The sequence below is a fragment of the Leclercia sp. GLN_9 genome (assembly GCF_043105735.1).
Lineage (GTDB): Bacteria > Pseudomonadota > Gammaproteobacteria > Enterobacterales > Enterobacteriaceae > Enterobacter > Enterobacter adecarboxylatus.
The window spans coordinates 203640-223412 of sequence record NZ_JBICLV010000013.1 but is presented as its reverse complement, the minus strand read 5'-3'; the positions used below and the strand labels follow the sequence as shown (position 1 = coordinate 223412).

General features: G+C 57.0%; 16 protein-coding genes. 2 read left to right on the top strand and 14 right to left on the bottom strand.

The features are described 5' to 3' along the window. Positions 1-73 precede the first annotated feature (73 nt). Genes mukB through cmoM form a run of 4 tightly spaced genes read right to left on the bottom strand, consistent with a single transcriptional unit; the run spans position 74 to position 7311 of the window. Positions 74-4522: a chromosome partition protein MukB gene (mukB, locus tag ACF8PE_RS07975; RefSeq protein ID WP_144838821.1), complete on the bottom strand. Its 4449-nt coding sequence runs from the start codon at positions 4520-4522 to the stop codon at positions 74-76. Further along, positions 4522-5226, bottom strand: a complete 705-nt coding sequence (mukE, locus tag ACF8PE_RS07970; protein WP_032617371.1) for a chromosome partition protein MukE — start codon at positions 5224-5226, stop codon at positions 4522-4524. The genes mukB and mukE overlap by 1 nt, the downstream gene beginning before the upstream one ends. Continuing rightward, positions 5207-6529, bottom strand: coding sequence for a chromosome partition protein MukF (gene mukF / locus ACF8PE_RS07965; RefSeq protein WP_032617370.1), 1323 nt, complete (start codon positions 6527-6529; stop codon positions 5207-5209). The genes mukE and mukF overlap by 20 nt, the downstream gene beginning before the upstream one ends. Further along, entirely contained in the window at positions 6526-7311 is a 786-nt protein-coding gene (gene cmoM, locus ACF8PE_RS07960; protein WP_059308364.1) for a tRNA uridine 5-oxyacetic acid(34) methyltransferase CmoM, read from the bottom strand. The genes mukF and cmoM overlap by 4 nt, the downstream gene beginning before the upstream one ends. Before the next feature lie 125 nt (positions 7312-7436). On the opposite strand from cmoM, the gene elyC reads away from it, so the two are divergent. Then, a complete protein-coding gene (gene elyC / locus ACF8PE_RS07955) occupies positions 7437-8216 on the top strand; it encodes an envelope biogenesis factor ElyC (RefSeq protein WP_117385681.1) in 780 nt (259 codons plus the stop codon). On the opposite strand, the gene ACF8PE_RS07950 is transcribed toward elyC, so the two are convergent. The 7 genes from ACF8PE_RS07950 to ACF8PE_RS07920 form a co-directional block, all read right to left on the bottom strand. Further along, positions 8193-9086 carry a YcbJ family phosphotransferase gene (locus ACF8PE_RS07950; RefSeq protein ID WP_032617366.1) on the bottom strand — a complete coding sequence of 298 codons (894 nt, stop codon included), beginning with the start codon at positions 9084-9086 and terminating at the stop codon, positions 8193-8195. The two genes, elyC and ACF8PE_RS07950, sit on opposite strands and share 24 nt — an antisense overlap. A 132-nt stretch (positions 9087-9218) precedes the next feature. Further along, positions 9219-9965: a 3-deoxy-manno-octulosonate cytidylyltransferase gene (gene kdsB, locus ACF8PE_RS07945; RefSeq protein ID WP_032617365.1), complete on the bottom strand. Its 747-nt coding sequence runs from the start codon at positions 9963-9965 to the stop codon at positions 9219-9221. Beyond that, on the bottom strand, positions 9962-10144 hold the full coding sequence (gene ycaR, locus ACF8PE_RS07940; protein WP_039029479.1) for a protein YcaR: 183 nt from the start codon (positions 10142-10144) through the stop codon (positions 9962-9964). Before ycaR ends, kdsB begins: the two co-directional genes overlap by 4 nt. A gap of 45 nt (positions 10145-10189) precedes the next feature. Further along, positions 10190-11419, bottom strand: coding sequence for a winged helix-turn-helix domain-containing protein (locus tag ACF8PE_RS07935; RefSeq protein ID WP_285126574.1), 1230 nt, complete (start codon positions 11417-11419; stop codon positions 10190-10192). Positions 11420-11434: 15 nt separating this feature from the next. Beyond that, positions 11435-12430, bottom strand: coding sequence for a tetraacyldisaccharide 4'-kinase (gene lpxK / locus ACF8PE_RS07930; protein ID WP_148568904.1), 996 nt, complete (start codon positions 12428-12430; stop codon positions 11435-11437). After that, on the bottom strand, positions 12427-14175 hold the full coding sequence (gene msbA / locus ACF8PE_RS07925) for a lipid A ABC transporter ATP-binding protein/permease MsbA (protein WP_032617360.1): 1749 nt from the start codon (positions 14173-14175) through the stop codon (positions 12427-12429). The genes lpxK and msbA overlap by 4 nt, the downstream gene beginning before the upstream one ends. Before the next feature lie 36 nt (positions 14176-14211). Beyond that, positions 14212-16476, bottom strand: coding sequence for a ComEC family protein (locus tag ACF8PE_RS07920; RefSeq protein ID WP_117385684.1), 2265 nt, complete (start codon positions 16474-16476; stop codon positions 14212-14214). 53 nt (positions 16477-16529) lie between these two features. On the opposite strand from ACF8PE_RS07920, the gene ACF8PE_RS07915 reads away from it, so the two are divergent. Continuing rightward, on the top strand, positions 16530-16787 hold the full coding sequence (locus ACF8PE_RS07915) for a hypothetical protein (protein WP_392494750.1): 258 nt from the start codon (positions 16530-16532) through the stop codon (positions 16785-16787). On the opposite strand, the gene ihfB is transcribed toward ACF8PE_RS07915, so the two are convergent. The 3 genes from ihfB to cmk all read right to left on the bottom strand — a co-directional run bounded on the left by ihfB (position 16775) and on the right by cmk (position 19651). Further along, on the bottom strand, positions 16775-17062 hold the full coding sequence (gene ihfB / locus ACF8PE_RS07910) for an integration host factor subunit beta (protein ID WP_032617358.1): 288 nt from the start codon (positions 17060-17062) through the stop codon (positions 16775-16777). The two genes, ACF8PE_RS07915 and ihfB, sit on opposite strands and share 13 nt — an antisense overlap. 120 nt (positions 17063-17182) lie before the next feature. After that, a complete protein-coding gene (gene rpsA / locus ACF8PE_RS07905; RefSeq protein WP_032617357.1) occupies positions 17183-18856 on the bottom strand; it encodes a 30S ribosomal protein S1 in 1674 nt (557 codons plus the stop codon). A 111-nt stretch (positions 18857-18967) separates the two neighbouring features. Then, positions 18968-19651: a (d)CMP kinase gene (gene cmk, locus ACF8PE_RS07900; protein WP_032617356.1), complete on the bottom strand. Its 684-nt coding sequence runs from the start codon at positions 19649-19651 to the stop codon at positions 18968-18970. Positions 19652-19773 lie beyond the last annotated feature (122 nt).

Genomic DNA, 19773 nt, shown 5'->3' with positions numbered 1-19773 from the left:
ACGCAGCCGCCAGTACAAGCTCAAGGTAAAAAAAAGGCGGCCCGAAGGCCGCCATGGGTAATTTTAGGAATCTTCAGGAAGCGTCAGCCGTTCCCGGGAGGGACTCCGGGGGCTGCGGGGCAAAACCGCGCAGACCGACAACGTGAACGTGCTCGCTGTTCTGGTAGACCTTACGCACCAGTTTATAGGTGGTGCCTTTCTCCGGGCTGATGTTTTCCGGCGCCGCGATAATCAGCTGCATATCCAGACGGTCGCACAGCTCAAACAGTGTGGCGATGGAGCGGGCATCCAGACGTGCCGCTTCATCGAGGAACAGCAGGCGGCATGGCGAGATATCTTTGCCGCGCAGACGCCGGGATTCGTCTTCCCAGCTCTGTACCACCATCACCAGAATCGACATCCCGGTACCGATAGCTTCACCGGTAGACAGCGCGCCCGATTCTGCACGCAGCCAGCCGTCTGAGCCACGGTTAACTTCCACTTCCATCTCCAGATAGTTGCGGTAGTCCAGCAGCTCCTCACCGATGGTTTGCGGTGTACGCTGGCCCATGTCGATTTGCGGGTTCAGGCGCTGATACAGCTTCGCCAGCGCTTCGGAGAAGGTCAGGCGGTTACTGTTGAACAGATCCTGATGCTGCTCGTGCTGTTCAGCCAATACGTCCAGCAGCGTGGCGTGGGCTTCACGCACATTGACGTTCAGTCGCACGCTGTTGACCTGGCCGAAGGAGACGCTCTGCAGACCCTGGTTCAGCTGACGGATTCGGTTCTGCTCGCGCTGGATCGTCTTACGGATGATATTGGCCACGCTGCGGGAGCTGATCGCCAGCTTCTGCTCACGGGAGGTCAGCTCTTCCGTCAGACGGCCCAACTCGATTTCCATCTGTTCGATGGCTTCGACCGGATCGTCGGTGCGGATGATATCCTGACGAATACGCTCGCGCAGATGCTGATAGACCGCCACGAAGAACTGAATTTTGCGCTCAGGGCGTTTCGGATCTTCAGACATGCGCAGCACATCGCGCAGGTGTTCGTTATCAGACACTGCCAGACGCAACGCACCCAGTGCCTTATCCGACATGGAACGCAGTTCGTCGCCAGAAAGATAGGCCAGCTCGCGGCGGTGCAGACGACGTTCAACGCCGTTGTCTTTCACCATCCGCATCACGGCGCACCAGCCCGCTTTGGCGGTGACGACCTGCTCACGCTTCTCGTGGTAGTCGCGCTCCAGCTTGCGCAGACGACGGGTCAGGTTATCCATCTCCGCTTCGCAGAAGGTGAGCGCTTTTTCCAGCTGGTTGCGGCGCGCACGGTTGTTGCTGAGCTGGGCATGCAGTTCGTCGCGACGGATACGCGCCCGCTCCTCTGCCCCACTGTCGGCCCGCACGCCGATATCCTGCAATTCTTTATGCAGGTCGGTCAGCAGCTCTTTCTTGGTATCAAAGGAGCTTTTCAGCGATGCCAGCACCTGGCTGTACTGGCTCAGCTGCGCGGCATGGCTACGCATCGCTTCACGGGCGCGGGTACGTTCCGTTTCCGCCTGCTCCAGACGCTGGCGCAGCTTCTCGTTCAGATCGCTATTACCGTTCAGCATTTCCGCCGAGTCGGAGTAGCTGAAGTGCGCCCGGCGCTGGGCCACTTCGGTCAGGGCAAACGCCTGCTGACGGGCTTCGCGCTGAACCTGCTGTGACCAGGCGTAATCTTCTTTTAGCTGTTCATACTGCTCGGGATCGCTTTGCAGAACTGACAGCAGCGGTTCGAGTTTCGCCAGTTGGTTGCCATGCTGCTGCACAAAGCGCGCGGCTTCCTGTGCTTCGTCGAGACGCTCCTGGATCTCATCAACACGATCGGCAAGGGTGTCATCCGCCAGCAGGTTAAGGCGCGGCAGGATGCGGTTCAGCGCAGCGACACCCTCTTTAGCCTGTTCGAACTGAACGCGGCTCTGCTGGTTATCGTTTTCGTGCGCGGAAAGTGCCCGCTCAAGCTCGGTACGACGGGTCGTGAACTTGCGGATCTCCGCCTCTGGATCGGCTTCAAACGCCACCGCCAGATGGCTACCGATAAAGCGGCTAAACGCCTGGTGCAGACGCTGGGTTTTCTGGACATCGAAAGAGAGCGTGGCGAAGCGCTCAGACAGCGCCTCACGCTCGGTATGCAGGCTCTCGATGCGGCTTTCACGTGCGGCGCGGCCAAACAGCGGCAACGACGGGAAGCGCGAATAACGCCACTGGCGATCGGCGATTTTCACCACCACGGCCTTTTCCAGTTCGTCGACGCCAAAGACGCTGTCATCGAACGACTGCGGATCCCCTTCGATCAGATACAGATCTTCCGGGCAATCTTCCAGGCCTTCAAGCTGGTCAGCGATCAGCGATAGATCCGGCACTACGATAGCGTGGCGGGACGGGCCATACAGCGCCGAGTAGTACGGGGCATCTTCCAGACTGACGTCGTCATAAATTTCGGACAGCAGCACGCCGCCAAAACGCTCTGCCAGGGTGTTCAGACGCGCATCTTCTGCCCCGCCCGGCTGGCTTAAGCGTTCGATCTCTTCATCGACGGCACGCTTGCGCGCGCCCACTTCATCACGCTCAACAATCGCTTCGCGTTCACGCTCCAGCAGTTGCTGGAGGTACTCTGTTACTTCCTGGCCAGATTCAAACTCCTCGCCGCACTGCTCGCTAAGCTGACTGAGGCTGCTCTGGGCGGCCAGCCAGATCGGGGCGCGCTGCATCAGCGTCTGAATACGCGACTGCAGCTGCTCCAGCTCCTGGCGCAACGCCATGCGTTGTTCCTGGGCGTTAGAGACGCTGTCAGACAGCGACGCGATACGGGCTTCCAGCTCCTGATGCAGGGCCTCCAGATCGTCAATATCGACCCGTTTACCCTGACGCTTGCAGAATTCAGCCAGCAGACGTTCCGCCTCCTGCTGTTCACGCAGGCGCTGTTCCAGCTCGTTCAGACGCATACGCAGCGGCTGAACCTGTTCTGCCAGATGACGCTGATTGACGCCATCACGCAGTAACTCGCGGGCCACTTCCCACGCCTCAGCGCGCGCCAGCGGGCCGTTGATAGACGCCACCAGCTGGTAAGCCTGCTCAAACTGGCTGTGAGCGGATTGCGCCACGCTCATTTTCTGATCGAGATTCAGCAGTTTCTCGGTCGCTTCCTGCTCTTTTGCCTGGAAGGTTTCCAGCCACTGATCGGCGCTCTCCGGGGTCAGATCCGGCAGATGGCAGAGGTCTTTCGCACGCTGCAGGGCCTGCAACGCCTGGTTGTACTGAATCGCGCGGGTTTGCTGCACGTCCAGCGCCTGCTGATAATCGGCAAGCTGGCTTTTCAGCTCATCCACTTCCAGCTCGGCGGCTTCTGCGCGGCCTTCGTTCTCTTCCTGCTTGTCGGCGGCTTCGGCCACCACTTCGTTCTGCTCTTCCAGACGAATTTGCAGTTCATCGAGATCCGCTTCGTAGCGCTCAATTTTTTCCTGCTGGCGCAGCGCGGTCTGGACCAGGTTCAGGTGATCGCTGGCGGCCTGGTAATCGGCCTCCAGATCCCCTTCCGCCCCGTTATGTTCGGACAGTTCACGCGCCATCTCGACGTGCTTGTACTGCTCAGACGCCAGCTGCTTACGCGAGGTAAACAACTCGCGGCGATACTCAAGAGCCTGATCCAGATGGATACGGCGCTCGTTGGCGTGGCGCATATAGTCCGCCGCCACATAGTTGGTGGCTTCGCTGATCAGATGCTTAAACAGGTCGCGGTCCGACTGGGTTACGCGGATCGCTTCCAGCGTCATGCGGTTTTCACGCAGCGCCGCTTCCATATCCTGGAAGGCCTTACGCACGCCGCTGTTTTCCGGCAACAGGTAGTCGCGCAGGGAGCGGGTAATGGCACTGGAGATCCCGCCGTACAGCGAGGCCTCAATCAGGCGATAGTACTTACTACGATCCGAAGCCGAGCGCAGACGTCGTGCGACCACACCCAGATCGAACATCAGAGAGTGGTATTCGGTAATGGAGTTGAACTGCTTAAACTGTACGCCCTCGATGGCTTCCAGCTTGTCTTTCAACTCCTGGAGCGTCAGCACACGCGCCTGACGGTCGTTGAGGGTTTCCGTTAACAGCGAGGTTGGCTGAACGGACGTTGGCAATCCCTGAATGGCAAACGGCTTGATGTCCACCTTACGGTCACGCCCTGCAACCTGCTGCAGACGCACGCCGACGACCACGCGCTGGTGACGGGAGTTGATCACGTCCAGCACTGAGTAACAGACACCCGCCTTCAGCTTGCCGTGCAGACCTTTATCGCGGGAGCCGCTGGTTGCACCGGCTTCGGTGGTATTACGGAAGTGCAGTAGCGTCAGATCCGGGATCAGGGCAGTGACGAACGCCGCCATGGTGGTGGATTTCCCTGCCCCGTTACCGCCCGAGAGCGTCGTTACCAGCTCATCGAGATCAAAGGTGCGGGCAAAGAAACCGTTCCAGTTAATCAGCGTCAGTGAGCGAAATTTACCGCGTTCAATCATTACTCTTCCTCCCCGCTATCCGGCTGAGTGTCTTCATGCTCGTCATTGAGCTGCAGATGGTTTTCCACCGGCATCGCTTCGCCATCACGGATCATGCGCAGCTGCGCTTCACGGGCGTCGTCACCCACGCGCACGTCGGCGCCAAAGCGGAATACCGATTCCGTGATGCGGAATTTACTGCTGTCGTGGCCCATAAACCACACCATGCCCAGACGGCGCAGACGGTTCAGGGAAGAGCGTACTTTTTCCTGTAACTTCTGACGGTCAACGTCGGAACCGGTGGAGCGGTTGTTCACCAGCTTCAGCAGCTTGCCTTCATCGGCCAGCGTCATCAGCTCGTCATAAAGCTCCTGCTGGGTGAAGATACCTTCGTTAGCCAGACGCTCCGGGCTGAGATAGAGGTAGCAGAGAATTTTGCCGACCATCATGTCCAGCTCGGACAGCACCGAACGCGGAATAAGCGTGGTGGAACGCGGGCGCAGGTAGAAGAAACCTTCCGGGGCGCGGATCAGCTCCACGTTATAGCGGGCGTAAAACTCTTCCAGGTATTCCTGGAAATCCATCAAAAAGGCGTGATTATCCAGCTCGTCGAGACCAATGTGACGACCGGCACGCAGCTGGCTGTCCAGCGCCGGAAAGATCGGATTTGCCAGCGCCTGGGCCAGTTTAACTGGCATCACGTGTTCAATATTTGTCAATGACATGCGCCTGTACCTTGGCTCCGTAATCGTTAATTGGCTGCCACTTCGGCGGCAGGCCGGTGAAATCTGCTTGCGCGACGCCCAGGCGTACCGCCTGGTCAACCACGATGCGGGCGATATCAAAATGGCGCGCACGCGGGTATTGTGCGAGGTAGTCACGCACCACCAGACCGAGATCCAGCGGTTTGTTTTTGGCTTTGAAGATCGCCAGCTGCTCCTCGATCATCGCCGCAAGCTGTTCCCGTATTTCGTTAAACTCTTCATATTCAAGATCGGCTGGCAGTTCACCGGTCACCTCTTCGTCGCGCAGGCTCATCTCTTCGTCACGCATATCGAGCAGGCGGTCGGCACTGGCGTAGGTCAGTGCCCACGGTGCATCGAAGTAGGTCTGAACCGACTGGCGCAGACGCTGGGCAAAGACGCGGTTTTTATCCATGTCGATAGCGGTACGGATAAATTTATGCACGTGGCGGTCATAGCCGATCCACAGGTCGATGGCCTGCTGACCCCAGCTGATAATGCGGTCGAGTTTGCTTTGCAGGTCGAAGACCAGACGATCGACAAAATGCAGGTTGTCATGGGCCAGGGTGGCATCCTGAATGCGCAGTAGGTTGGCCTGCAGCTTATCGCCCGCAGCTTCCAGCGTATCCTGCAGTTCACGCAGGGTGCCGGAAGTTTCCGATAACAGCATTTCGCAGCTGGAAATCGCCGCCCGCCAGTCTTTGTTCAGCAACTGGGCGATATCGTCTTTCACCAGTTGCTGCTGCTCGTCCATGATGCGCTGTGTCAGGTCGATGCTGTCGAAAATTTCAGCCACCGAGTATTTCAGCGGTGCATAGACGTTGCGGTGCCAGTGGAACTCGTCGCCGTCTTCCTCAGCGGCATCGGCCGCTCGCTTCAGTTCGCCCGCCACAATGGAGAGCTGCATTGAAAGGCGCAGGGTCGAGAATTCGCGCTGACGAATGTAATAGTCGGTGATGCCGATACCCAGTGGCGTCAGACGATAGATGGCGTTTCCTTCCGCCTGCTCGCTGGTAAAGCGGTTCAGCAGACGTTGACGCACCATATCGTTAATCGCGTTATTGGCACGCACATTAATGGTTTCGCTGGTTTGCTCAAACGCATCACTGACATGGCGGAACGCATCCACCAGTTCGCCCTCGCTCATTTCTCCATCCAGCCGCTCGCTGTTCAGCGTGGCAACCGCCAGCAGAAAAGAGAGTCTGTCTACCGGCAGCGAGAGGGAGAAATCGTTTTTTCTGGCCCAGGCAACCAGCTCGGGGACTGTCTGGGAAAATTCACTCATAAGTTATCCTTGCTCTGCGGCTTGTGCGCGGTGACGTGTATGTAGCGGCCAAGGCTAATCCAGGGTTCCTGGCGACAGTACCGCGTCTCTAATTCTGTCAGGGCGTCAAAACAGTCATGCTGCTTTTGTTTATCACGCAGGTAATCGTGAAACACCCTGATACCGGTTTTACCGGCGATCTGCCAGCCCATCGCTTCCAGCCAGCCATAGACCTGCTGCGGATCGCGCGGAAAGTCCGGTGAAAGCGTGCGCCGTTTCTTTTTGTACATGCCCTGCTGCACATAGCCAAAATTGCCCACCAGCACGTTACGCATCAGCAGGCCATTGGCGTTGTAAAACATCAGCGACAGCGCGCCACCGGGGCAAAGTATCGACCAGAGCGTCTGCAACAGCGCCTGGGGATCGGCGACCCACTCCAGCACCGCATGAGACAATATCAGATCAACCGGGCTTTCCAAATGTTGAGCGATGTCCTGAGCGGCGCAATGTATAAATTGCATGTTATCGCTCACACCTTTTTCCGCCGCGGCGCTTTCGGCACGGGCGATCATCTCTGCCGACAGGTCGCACAGGATGACATGGTGTCCCCGCTCGGCCATTTTTATCGCCGTCTGACCTTCACCGCCGCCAGCGTCGAGAACGCGCAATTTTTTTGACCCGAAGCGGGCAAGAAGGATGTCCAGATCCTGCCAGAGGATCGTTTGACGCAATCGGCCCTTGGTCGTGCCATAAATATTGCGGGCAAACTTTTCCGCGATGTCATCAAAATTGCGATCCCGCATTGGGAGAGGCTCCACCCACTAACAACAAAACCGCTATTTTGTCACAGCCGGACGGATAATGAACCTCTCTGGTGTAATATCCCTGACAATCCTCAGCTGTATGGTCAAAAAAGGAGCCAGAAAGGATGCTTTTTACCCTAAAAAAATATATTGGCGGCATGATGCTTCCCCTCCCTCTTCTTCTGCTGTGTATCGCGCTGGGCCTGGGGTTGCTGTGGTTCAGCCGCTTTCAGAAAACCGGCAAAATTATCGCGACGGCAGGCTGGTTGGTGCTGCTGCTGCTGAGCCTGCAACCGGTGGCCGATGGCTTATTACGTCCAATAGAAGACAAATACCCGACCTGGCAGGGAAATCAAAAGGTTGCGTACATAGTGGTGCTCGGCGGAGGTTATACCTGGGATCCTGACTGGGCACCGAGTTCCAATCTGATTAACAACAGCCTGCCGCGACTCAATGAAGGGATGCGCCTGTGGCTGGCTAATCCGGGTTCGAAAATGATCTTCACCGGGGCGGCGGCGAAAAGCAATCCGGTGAGCACCGCAGAAGCCGGTGCACGTGTGGCGCAGTCACTGGGAGTGCCACGGGAGGACATCATCATCCTCGACAGCCCAAAAGATACCGAAGAGGAAGCCGCAGCGGTGAAGCAGGCGATCGGTGATGCTCCCTTCCTGCTGGTGACCTCCGCCTCACACCTGCCGCGGGCAATGATCTTCTTTGAACAGCAGGGGTTACACCCGCTGCCCGCCCCGGCTAACCAGCTGGCGATTAGCGCGCCGCTCAACCCCTGGGAACGGATTATTCCGTCCCCGGTCTGGCTGATGCACAGCGATCGCGTGGGTTATGAGACGCTCGGGCGCATCTGGCAATGGCTCAAAGGGCCGTCAGACGAGCCAGGGAAGCAGTGATTTCGAGGCCAGGTCGAAGTTGGCGCGGTTAAAGTGCCCGGTATTCACCAGCTGCGCCACTTCGTCCCACAGCAGATACAGCCAGCGCCGCCAGAGGAAGGACTCTGAGACCGGCGCGCGCTGCAGATAGTGCCAGAGCAGATCTTCTGCCAGCCCGCTCTCGCTCAGGCGAAACAGTTCATACTCCCGCGGCGCCCACAGCATCACCCCTGGCCCGACCATCGCCAACAGCTGATCGCTACGGGGATCCTTGAGCATACTGCGCAGGGTAAAGTTGCCGTGGATCAGCACACTGTTGTCGTTGAAGCCCTCAAACAGGGCGGGCAGGCATTCCCGGGTTCGAAACAGTATCCGTTTGTCCTGCATGGTCAGGCCGGTATTGCGGTACTGGTTTAGCGTTCCCCACAACACCTCAACCCGCTGGCGATACCAGAGCGGCCACAGATTCTCCTGGGTGCTGTCAACCGACCCGACCAGCCCCCCGCTGTCCATCCGGTGCCAGGCCAGCAGCGCTTCGACAATCTGATCTTTCAGCTGTTCCCAGCGTTCCGGGGTGCGGGCCGGGGCTTCAACCGGGACGCCCCGCAGGCGCTCGATCAGCAGTACGTCAGGACCCGGATGCTCCTCGTGGGTCATCACACCATATACGGTCGGCATTCTGACTGTGCCACTGCGGGCCAGCATGGAGATTTTCCACGCCAGTTGTCTGGCAACATCCGGTGAAGTGAAGCTTCGGGCCAGTAACGGCATGGGGTTTCCATGGCTGTCATATAACGACCACAGCGTAGTATCTGCTTTTTCATGCACGCACTCCACACGGCTCAGTTTTTCACCCAGCAGATGGCTGAGTTCGACAAGCAGCTGTTCCATTTCAGATTACCCCCATTAAGACTACTGCTTTTATAATGAGCGCCTGGCGGGCGAATGTCACTCTTATGCGACGATTCTTGAGAAGAAATACAGAAGATAAAATATCCCCTCAGCCGAGGGGATGAGGGGGGATTAACGCATCTCAGCGCGAACGCGGGCGAGATCCTCTGGCGTATCAACGCCTGTACCGGGAACTTCCTGCGCGACGGCAACATGGATCTTCTCGCCGTACCACAGTACGCGCAGTTGCTCGAGCATTTCGATATTTTCCAGCGGACTCGGCTGCCAGGTCACGTAACGGCGAATAAAGCCGGCGCGATAGCCATAAATACCCAGATGTCGCAGTATGTTGTCGCCGATCGCGTCGCGGGAAGCGGCAAAGCGGTCGCGATCCCAGGGAATGGTCGCGCGGGAGAAATAGAGCGCGTAGCCTTCCCTGTCCAGCACCACTTTCACGGCATTCGGGTTGAATGCCTCTTCGGCGCTGTGTACCGGCACGGCCAGCGTCGCCATACCAACCTGACGCTGGGCCAGATTTTCTGCGACCTGGCGGATAATCACCGCCGGGATCATCGGCTCATCGCCCTGCACGTTGACAATCACCGTGTCATCGCTGAAGCCGCATTTTTCGACCACTTCCGCCAGGCGCTCGGTGCCGGACTGATGATCGGCGCGGGTCATGCACACTTCGCCGCCCGCCGCTTCAACCGCACGCGCTACCTCTTCATGATCGGTGGCGACGATGATGCGGTCAGCGCCGGACTCACGCGCACGTTCCAGCACGTGGACAATCATCGGCTTACCGTTGATGTCGACCAACGGTTTACCCGGCAGGCGGGTGGAGGCAAAACGCGCCGGAATGATGACAACAAAACTCATGGTTTGCTCTCTTCGGCCGCCAGCGAACGGGCTTCGGTTTCAAGCAGGACGGGAATGCCGTCGCGCAGTGGGAAGGCAAGGCTATCCAGTTTGCAGATTAACTCCTGCTTGTCCTGGCTGTAGTAGAGTTTGCCGTTGCACACCGGGCAGGCAATAATTTCCAGTAAACGGTGATCCATAGTTCCTCCGTATCAATAATCGTTAAAGTTTACCATATTCCATTTTCAGACCGCTTCTATTTCCCAGCCACTTCGACAGGCCGCAAAAAGTCCGTCAGGAAGATGGCCCAGCGCTATCCGCGTTGCGCCCTGCCAGCCCGCAAAATCACTTATCGCAGCGGTCAGCCCCTTTTCCAGCCCTGCGCTGACCCGCACACCCTCTTCCAGCCAGAGGGCGATAATCTGCAGCTCACCGGTTTTACGGTGCATTTTTGCGTCCATTCGCCCCACCAGTTGCCCTTTATGCAGCAGCGGCAGAACGAAATAGCCGTACTGACGTTTCGGTGCCGGGGTATAGCACTCCAGCCGGTAGCTGAAGTTAAACAGTTGCTCCGCACGCTTACGATCCCAGACCACCGGATCAAACGGCGACAGGACAGCGCTGTGAGTGGCGGTGAGTTTGCCCGCCTGCGCCTGCGTAAGCAGCGGCAGCAGATCGGCATGCAGCCACATTTCGCCCAGGGTTTCTACCTCGACACGCACCACTCGCTGCTGCGCCTGCCAGCCTTCAAGCAGCGGAGCCAACGCCGGCTGGCGCAGGCGGTAATAATCGGCTAACCACTGCCCGCGAAAAATGCCCAGGCTACGGGCGCTGTTTTCCAGCATCACGGCCTCGGCCGCCGCCTGGGTCAGCATATCCCGGCTGTCATCCCACTCCGGCATCACCCGGTGAGTAAGATCGTAGACGCGCTGAAAGTTACGTCTTTCGATCACCATCACCTTTCCGGCGGTAAATAGCCCCTCAAGATGGCGTTTATGCGGCTTCCACTCCCACCATCCGCTGGTGCCTTTACGAGGATGTTCGAAATCGGCGGAACGTACCGGCCCCTTCTCGTGGATATGAGCGATCAGCTGTTCAATTTCTTCTGCGTGTTCCTGCATCCATGCCTGGCGGTATTTCCAGCCCATGTTGTCAGGGGAGAGCATCCGATGACGCACCAGGGCAAAATCGCTGCGCGGCAGGAAGCACGCCTCATGCGCCCAATACTCCATGAGTTCGCCCTGACGCAGGGCGCTGTCCAGCCATTCGGGCGGATAGTGGCCGAGACGGCTAAACAGCACCAGATACGGGCTGCGGGCAACGATATTGATGGTGTCGATCTGCAGCAGCGACATGCGCTGGATGGTTGTAAGAATATCGGCGGGCTGCGCGCGGCGACGGGGCTTTTTCAAAAGCCCCTGCGCGGCAAGGTGAAGATGACGTGCGGCTGAAAGCGTGAGTTGCGGTAAAGCCATGCCATTTCCTGTGTGTTAGTGCGCGGGTGAACCCTCTTCTGCCAGGGCAATGAGCGCCTGCAGCAGTCGTTCAGGCTGTTCGCCCTGCAGTTCAGCATCAACCGGTAAATACCACCAGTTATCGCGGGCAAAGGCGCGGCATTTCACCGCATCTTTTTCGGTCATGATCAGCGTCTGACCGGGCGCAGTAAAACCTGCAACCTGCGCCTGGCTCAGCGCCTGATGGTCGGCCAGCGGTACCGTATTGAGGAGCCGGGCACCGCAGGCTTCGAGCGTAGAGAAAAAGCGCGGGGGATGACCAATACCGGCCATCGCCACCAGGTTCGGGAGTTCAGCAACATCACGCCTTTCGCCGGTCAGCAGATTCACGGCCAGGCCAGGACGCAACTGCATCGGGATTTCCCCCGCCTGTGCGGAACCGCCGTTGACGATAACCGCGTCCACAGATTTTAAGCGAGAAGCACGCTCGCGCATCGGCCCGGCGGGTAACCACAAGCCGTTGCCAAAGCGGCGCACGCCGTCAATCACCACAATCTCTTTATCCCGGGCCAGGGCGTAGTGCTGCAGCCCATCGTCGGTGATTACCATCTGCACGTCCGTCTGACTTAGCAGGGCCTGAACCGCCTCGCTGCGCACCGGTGAGACCGCGACCGGAGCACCGGTGCGCTGAAAGATCAGCACCGGCTCATCCCCCGCCTGCGCGGTGGTAGTTTGCCCGGTCAACAGCAACGGGTAGCGCTCCGCCTTTCCGCCGTAGCCCCGGGAGACAACCCCCACACGGATACCGCGTTGGGTCAGCTGTTCCACTAGCCAGATAACCACCGGCGTTTTGCCGTTGCCGCCAGCGGTGAGGTTCCCCACCACCACCACCGGCACCGGGGCACGCCAGGCCCGCTTCAGCCCCACTTTATAGCTGAGGCGGATCAGGCCGCTCACCAGGCCATACAGCCAGGAGAGCGGCAACAGCAGCAGCCAGAGTGGAGACTCACCGGACCAGATGCGGGCAATCATGCGCCAAACTGCATCTTATGAAGTTGCGCGTACACGCCCTGATGCGCCAGCAGATCGGTATGGCTACCGCGTTCAACGATATAGCCATCTTCCACCACCACGATTTCATCGGCTTTTTCGATAGTCGACAGACGGTGCGCGATCACCAGAGAGGTGCGGTTCTTTTGCAGCTCATCCAGCGCAGACTGGATGGCACGTTCGGACTCTGTATCCAGCGCCGAGGTGGCTTCATCGAGGATCAGGATTGGGCTGTCACGCAGCAGCGCGCGCGCAATGGCGATACGCTGGCGTTGGCCGCCGGAGAGCAGCACGCCATTTTCACCGATAATGGTATCCAGACCGTTATCCATCTTATTGATAAAGTCCATGGCGTAGGCCATTCGCGCTGCAGCTTCAATCTGCTCACGGCTGTACTCTTCGTTACGGGCATAGGCGATGTTATTGGCCACGGTGTCGTTGAAGAGATGCACATTCTGCGAGACCAGAGCAACCTGGTTACGTAACGACCGCAAGGTGTACTCGCGCAGATCGTGGCCATCAATCAGGATTTCTCCCTCATCGATGTCATAGAAGCGAGTGATCAGGCTGGCAATGGTCGATTTACCTGAGCCAGAGCGGCCCACCAGCGCGACGGTCTTTCCTGCCGGGATTTTCAGATTGATGTTACGCAGCGCTGGCGCATCACGACCCGGGTAGGTAAAGGTCACGTTGCGGAATTCTACATCACCGGTTGAGCGCTCAATCACGCGTTTACCTTCGTCTTTTTCCTGTTCGGAATCGAGGATCGCAAACAGGGTCTGACAGGCTGCCATCCCGCGCTGGAACTGGGCGTTAACGTTGGTTAACGATTTCAGCGGGCGCATCAGGGCAATCATCGACGAGAAGACCACGGTAATAGTACCGGCGGTTAAGGTTTCCATTACACTCGGGAAGCTGGCGGCGTAGAGAACAAATGCCAGTGCCAGAGAGGCGATAAGCTGAATGATGGGATCGGAAATGGAAGAGGCAGAAACCATCTTCATCCCCTGCAGACGCATCTTATTGCTGACCTTATCGAAGCGCTTGGTTTCCACTTCCTGGCCACCAAAAATCAACACCTCTTTGTGTCCTTTCAGCATCTGCTCTGCACTGGTAGTGACCTGCCCCATCGTGTTCTGCATGTTCTTACTGATGCTGCGGAAACGTTTGGAGACCACGCGGATGGCGATCGACACAATCGGCGCCAGCACGATAAGGATCAACGACAGCTGCCAGCTGTACCAGAACATCAGGACAAACAGACCAATGATCGAGGCCCCTTCACGCACCACGGTAATGAGCGCGCTGGAGGAGGAAGACGCAACCTGCTCGGAGTCGTAGGTAATACGCGACAGCAAGGTACCGGTCGACTGCTTGTCGAAGAACGCCACCGGCATGCCCATCATATGGCTGAACAGGCGACGACGCATGGTCATTACCACCTTGCCCGATACCCATGAGAGGCAGTAGCTGGAGATATAGCTGGTGATGCCGCGTAAAATCATCAGGCCGATAACCACCAGTGGCATCCAAAGCAGCACTGAGCGATCCGTTTTACCAAAACCGTCGTCCAGTAACGGTTTGAGGAGCGATAACATGAAGGTATCGCTGGCTGCGTTGAGGATTAACGCTACGCCCGCCACGATAAGGCCCGTTCTGAAGGGCGCAATCACCGGCCAGAGCCGGCGGAAGGTCTGCCACGTGGAGAGATCTTTGTCGTTATGCATTCAAAAAACCAGCATTTGTTGAAATAGCCGCATATTCTACCCGTTATCTCCGGGCGCGCCAAACCACTGATGATACCAACGGGGCAAAATTTGATCCCGTAAGCGTTGGATTTGCCAGCCATGTTGCGAAAATGAAACCGTGATTTGTCCAGATCGGGGCGTAGTTAACCAGAGATACCCCTCCTTTCTGTAGCGGCGCGCCACCTTGTACGAAGGCAGTCGCCACGCGTTATAGCGGGATGCAGACACCAGGGCGATACGCCCACCCACACGCTGCACCAGAGGGAGTGATGAAGAGGTATTACTGCCATGGTGCGGCACCTGGATAAGTGTAGACGCAAGATATTGCCAGTGACGACTGAGCATCGCTTTTTCTCCCTGCGCCTCAATATCCCCGGTTAACAACAGGCTATGAGTGCCGTCCTCAATTTTGACCACGCAGGAACCGTTGTTGCCGCGCTGCGGTGCGGTGGCGAGAGGCCAATGCGCGCTGAAGGTCAGCCCCTGCCACTGCCAGCGTTCGCCGCGAAAACAGGCATCATGTCCCTTCTGGCGCAGTGGGCTGCGTATCCACATATTCGGCCACGCCTGGCGTAACGAGGCCAGCCCGCCGATATGGTCAAGGTGTTCATGGCTGACTATCACTCCTTCCGGGCGTAAGTGATGCCAGCGCAGCCAGGGGATAATAACCTGTTGAGCACTGTCCCCGCCTGGCCACGCAGGCCCGGTATCATACAAAATCGCTTTCCCCTGACGCTCGATAACCATTGCCAGTCCCTGTCCGACATCCAGCATATGCACCGACCAACCTTCCGTTTTGTTTGTTCGCCATAACGGACTGGCCGCCAGCACCAGTGCCGACACACAGACCACCGGGTAGGTTCGTGCGCCGCGCATCCGCCAGGCGATAATCGCCGCCCAGGGCAACAGAGTTAGCCACAACCAGCGTTTATCGACCCCGATCCAACCGTCAGGCAGCGAGGTCAGGAAGCCAAACAACAGGGAGAGTGAACCATCTGCCAGCCGCCAGACCAGATGTTCCGCGAGCGGCCATAGCCCGAGATGCAGACACATCCCCAGCAGAATGAGCGGCACCGAGACAAAGGTCACCAGCGGCACCGCCACCAGGTTCGCCACCAGTGATGACAGGCTGAATCCGTGAAAGACCATCACCTGTACAGGTAGCAACAGCAACAGCATGCCGAGCTGCAGGTGCAGCAGATTGCCTCCCGCTCTGATTATCCACGGCCCGGATAAACGGGGGGCAGGCACCCACTGATACCAGAAAATCAGCGCTGCCACCGCAAAGGCCGAAAGTAAAAGGCTATGCGATAGCACTGCCAGCGGGTCGACCAGCAAAATGGCGGCGATGCAGACTCGCCATACTTGCCAGGGCGACCAGAGACGGCCGCTCAGCTGCAGCGCCAGACAGGTGCCTAGTGAAACGACGGTACGCAGCGCGGGGGGCTGCATGCCGGTAAGCCAGGCATAAAAGGCAGCAAAGCAGAATCCCGCCACCAGCGGGGCTTGCCAGTTCACCCAGCGAGCCGGAACAAAAAACTGCATGCCTCGTACCAGCAGCCAGATAACCGATGCTGCAAGGGCAATATGCAATCCCGAAATCGCCATGAGATGCGCCGTACCCGTTTGCCGCATCAAATCTTTAATGTCTGGCGTCAATGCCAGACGTTCCCCCATCCCCAGCCCCAGCAGAACCGGCCCCCAAGTATAAGACGAAAGCCTGGCCGTCAGCGTGGCAAGATACCGGGCGCGTAAGCTGCAGCGGTCATCTGTGACTTCCGGGTTGGTGAAACGCCCGGTCAGGGACTGATGCTGCGCCAGAGCATAGCGCTGGGCATCGAATCCTCCCTCGTTGAGTTGACCGTGAACAGGCCGTAACGTCAGGGTCATCTTCCAGCGCTGCCCGGCACAACCTGGCTGCGGTAGCGTATTGCCATACAGCGTAACCCCCACCGCAGGCAGCATTGCCCTGCCATTAAGCCTGACGATACGGGCCTGATACATCTTATCGCTCCCGATCGCCATAATCTCCAGCTCTGCCTTCTGCGGTCCGTGGGTCAGGTGCTGGATCGGCCAGACTGCGCTTAACGCGGCGAGCCCGCCCCAGGCAAAAAAGAGCAGCCAAAGGCCGATGTATCGCGCCATGGTATGGCGAATTAAAGCGAGCAAGAACCCGGCAACAATCATGGCCTGGATAAGCGGCAGCGCTGGCAGCGTGGGCAACCAGAGCAGCGGTAAGATGGCGAGAATCAAACATGTCGCTAACGCAGACAAACGCATTTACACCTCCCTGTATCCGGGCAGTGTGCAGCGGGCTGTTTAGCAAGTCAGGTGTGAAAAAATCAGATTGCAGCGCAGGCTGGTGGGAAATGTTCGCTTTGCAGCAACCGGCAGCAAAACTTGCGATGCCGATTCAGGTTCAGGTTCAGGTTCAGGTTCAGGTTCAGGTTCAGGTTCAGGTTCAGGTTCAGGTTCAGGTTCAGGTTCAGGTTCAGGTTCAGGAAAAACAAAAACAAAAACAAAAAAAGCACCCGCAGGTGCTTTCTTGTGGTTACTCAGTTTCGCCCACAGGCCAAACTCAGTCGCCGTAAATGTTGGCGCGATCGCGCAATTCTTTACCCGGCTTAAAGTGCGGAACGTATTTACCTTCCAGCTCTACTTTGTCGCCAGTCTTCGGGTTACGCCCGGTGCGTGGAGCACGATAGTGCAGAGAAAAACTACCGAAACCGCGGATTTCAATGCGCTCGCCCTGTGCAAGAGTGGTCGCCATATGCTCCAGCATCTCTTTTACGGCATCTTCCACTGCTTTAGCAGGTATGTGCGATTGCTGGCTGGCAAGTCTTTCAATCAATTCTGACTTGGTCATGATTCCTCCGGTTCCTTCAAACCCATTAGCTAAACAGCTTAAACAAGGGCGGCCGTAGCCGCCCTTTGTTATTGATTACAGGACGAATCCTGCAATCTGTCAAGTTACTCTACGAGTAACTTATTCGCCTTTAGCTGCTTTGAAAGCTTCAGCCATTGCGTTGTTAGAGAAGTTTGCATCTTCCTGTTTGTTAACAGTTGCGATTGCATCTTTCTCATCAGCTTCGTCTTTAGCACGAACAGACAGGCTGATTGCACGGTTTTTGCGGTCAACGCCGGTGAATTTAGCTTCAACGTCGTCGCCTACGCTCAGAACCAGAGTTGCATCTTCAACGCGGTCACGTGAAGCTTCAGAAGCGCGCAGGTAACCTTCAACGCCGTCAGCCAGTTCTACGGTTGCGCCTTTCGCGTCAACTGCAGTCACTTTACCGTTTACGATTGCGCCTTTCTTGTTCAGTGCAACCCAGTTGTTGAACGGATCTTCTGCGAGCTGTTTAACGCCCAGAGAGATACGCTCACGCTCTGCGTCAACCTGCAGAACAACTGCTGCGATTTCGTCGCCTTTTTTGTATTCACGTACTGCTTCTTCGCCTGCAACGTTCCAGGAGATGTCAGACAGGTGAACCAGGCCGTCGATGCCGCCGTCCAGGCCGATGAAGATACCGAAGTCAGTAATAGACTTGATTTTACCTTCAACACGGTCGCCCTTGTTGTGGGTTTCCGCGAACTGCTGCCATGGGTTGTTTTTGCACTGCTTCAGGCCCAGGGAGATACGACGACGTTCTTCGTCGATATCCAGAACCATCACTTCCACTACATCGCCAACGTTAACAACTTTGGATGGGTGGATGTTTTTGTTGGTCCAGTCCATTTCGGAAACGTGAACCAGGCCTTCAACGCCTTCTTCGATTTCAACGAAGCAGCCGTAGTCAGTCAGGTTGGTAACGCGACCAGTCAGTTTAGTACCTTCTGGGTAACGTTTAGCGATAGCAACCCATGGATCTTCGCCCAGCTGTTTCAGGCCGAGGGATACACGAGTACGCTCGCGGTCGAACTTCAGCACTTTAACAGTGATTTCGTCGCCCACGTTCACGATTTCGCTTGGGTGCTTAACGCGTTTCCACGCCATGTCGGTGATGTGCAGCAGGCCATCAACGCCGCCCAGGTCAACGAATGCGCCGTAGTCAGTGAGGTTCTTAACGATACCTTTGACTTCCATGCCTTCCTGCAGGTTTTCCAGCAGCTGATCGCGTTCTGCGCTGTTTTCGGATTCGATAACGGCACGACGGGAAACAACAACGTTGTTACGCTTCTGGTCCAGCTTGATTACTTTGAACTCAAGCTCTTTGCCTTCCAGGTGCAGGGTGTCACGAACTGGACGAACGTCTACCAGTGAACCTGGCAGGAACGCGCGAATACCATTCAGCTCAACAGTGAAGCCACCTTTAACTTTGCCGTTGATAACACCGACCACAGTTTCAGCTTCTTCGTAAGCTTTTTCCAGGGTGATCCATGCTTCGTGACGTTTAGCTTTCTCACGAGAAAGCAGGGTTTCACCGAAGCCGTCTTCTACTGCGTCCAGCGCAACGTCAACTTCGTCACCAACCTGGATTTCCAGCTCGCCCTGGGCGTTTTTGAACTGCTCTGCCGGAATGGCAGACTCAGATTTCAGACCGGCGTCAACCAGTACGATATCTTTGTCGATAGCAACAACAACACCACGAACGATGGAACCCGGACGGGTTTCGATTTCTTTTAAGGATTCTTCAAACAGTTGAGCAAAAGATTCAGTCATGTTTAATCTTCAGGTTAATATTAACGTCCACCTGGCTCCGTGCCGGATGGGGTTGTTTCACATACCCGCCGTCAATCCATTGCAGCGGGGGTACTGCTAAATCGGTCGCGATTACGCGATTGCCAGTTTTTGGCGCGCATATTGTAGCGCTTTTTCAATCACTTGCTCAATAGTTAAACTGGTAGAATCCAGAACTAATGCATCATCTGCGGGAACAAGCGGCGCAACGGCGCGATTACGGTCGCGGTCGTCGCGTTCTTTTATCTCGGACAAAAGACGTTCAAAGTTAACACTAAAGCCCTTTTCCTGCAACTGTAGCATACGGCGCTGCGCACGCTCTTCCGAGGAAGCGTCAAGGAAAATTTTCACCGGCGCATCAGGGAAAACCACGGTCCCCATGTCGCGTCCGTCAGCGATCAAACCCGGCGCATCCCGGAAGGCGCGCTGGCGACGTAAAAGTGCCTCGCGAACGCGCGGGAACGCGGCGACCTGAGAAGCGGCGTTCGCCACGTCCTGGGTGCGGATCTCACCGCTCACGTCTTCCCCTTCCAGAATCACTTCCAGATTGCCGTTGGTGGAGACAAAACGCACGTCCAGATGGGCGGCCAGCGGCACCAGCGCCTCTTCAGAGGCCACATCAACATGGTGATGCAAAGCAGCCAGCGCCAGCACACGATAGATTGCGCCTGAATCTAAAAGATGCCATTGCAATGCTTCCGCCATCGCTTTGCACAGAGTTCCTTTACCTGCTCCACTCGGCCCGTCAATGGTGATAACCGGGGCAATTGCCGTCATCTTTTTCTCCTTAAAGTAGGCATACCGTTGTGTAAACGCCGCGCATTATACGCGTCAATGCGCACAACTGTTACCTTTGCATGTAAATTACGAAATGTTTGAAGCTGAGTGTAGAAGAATTG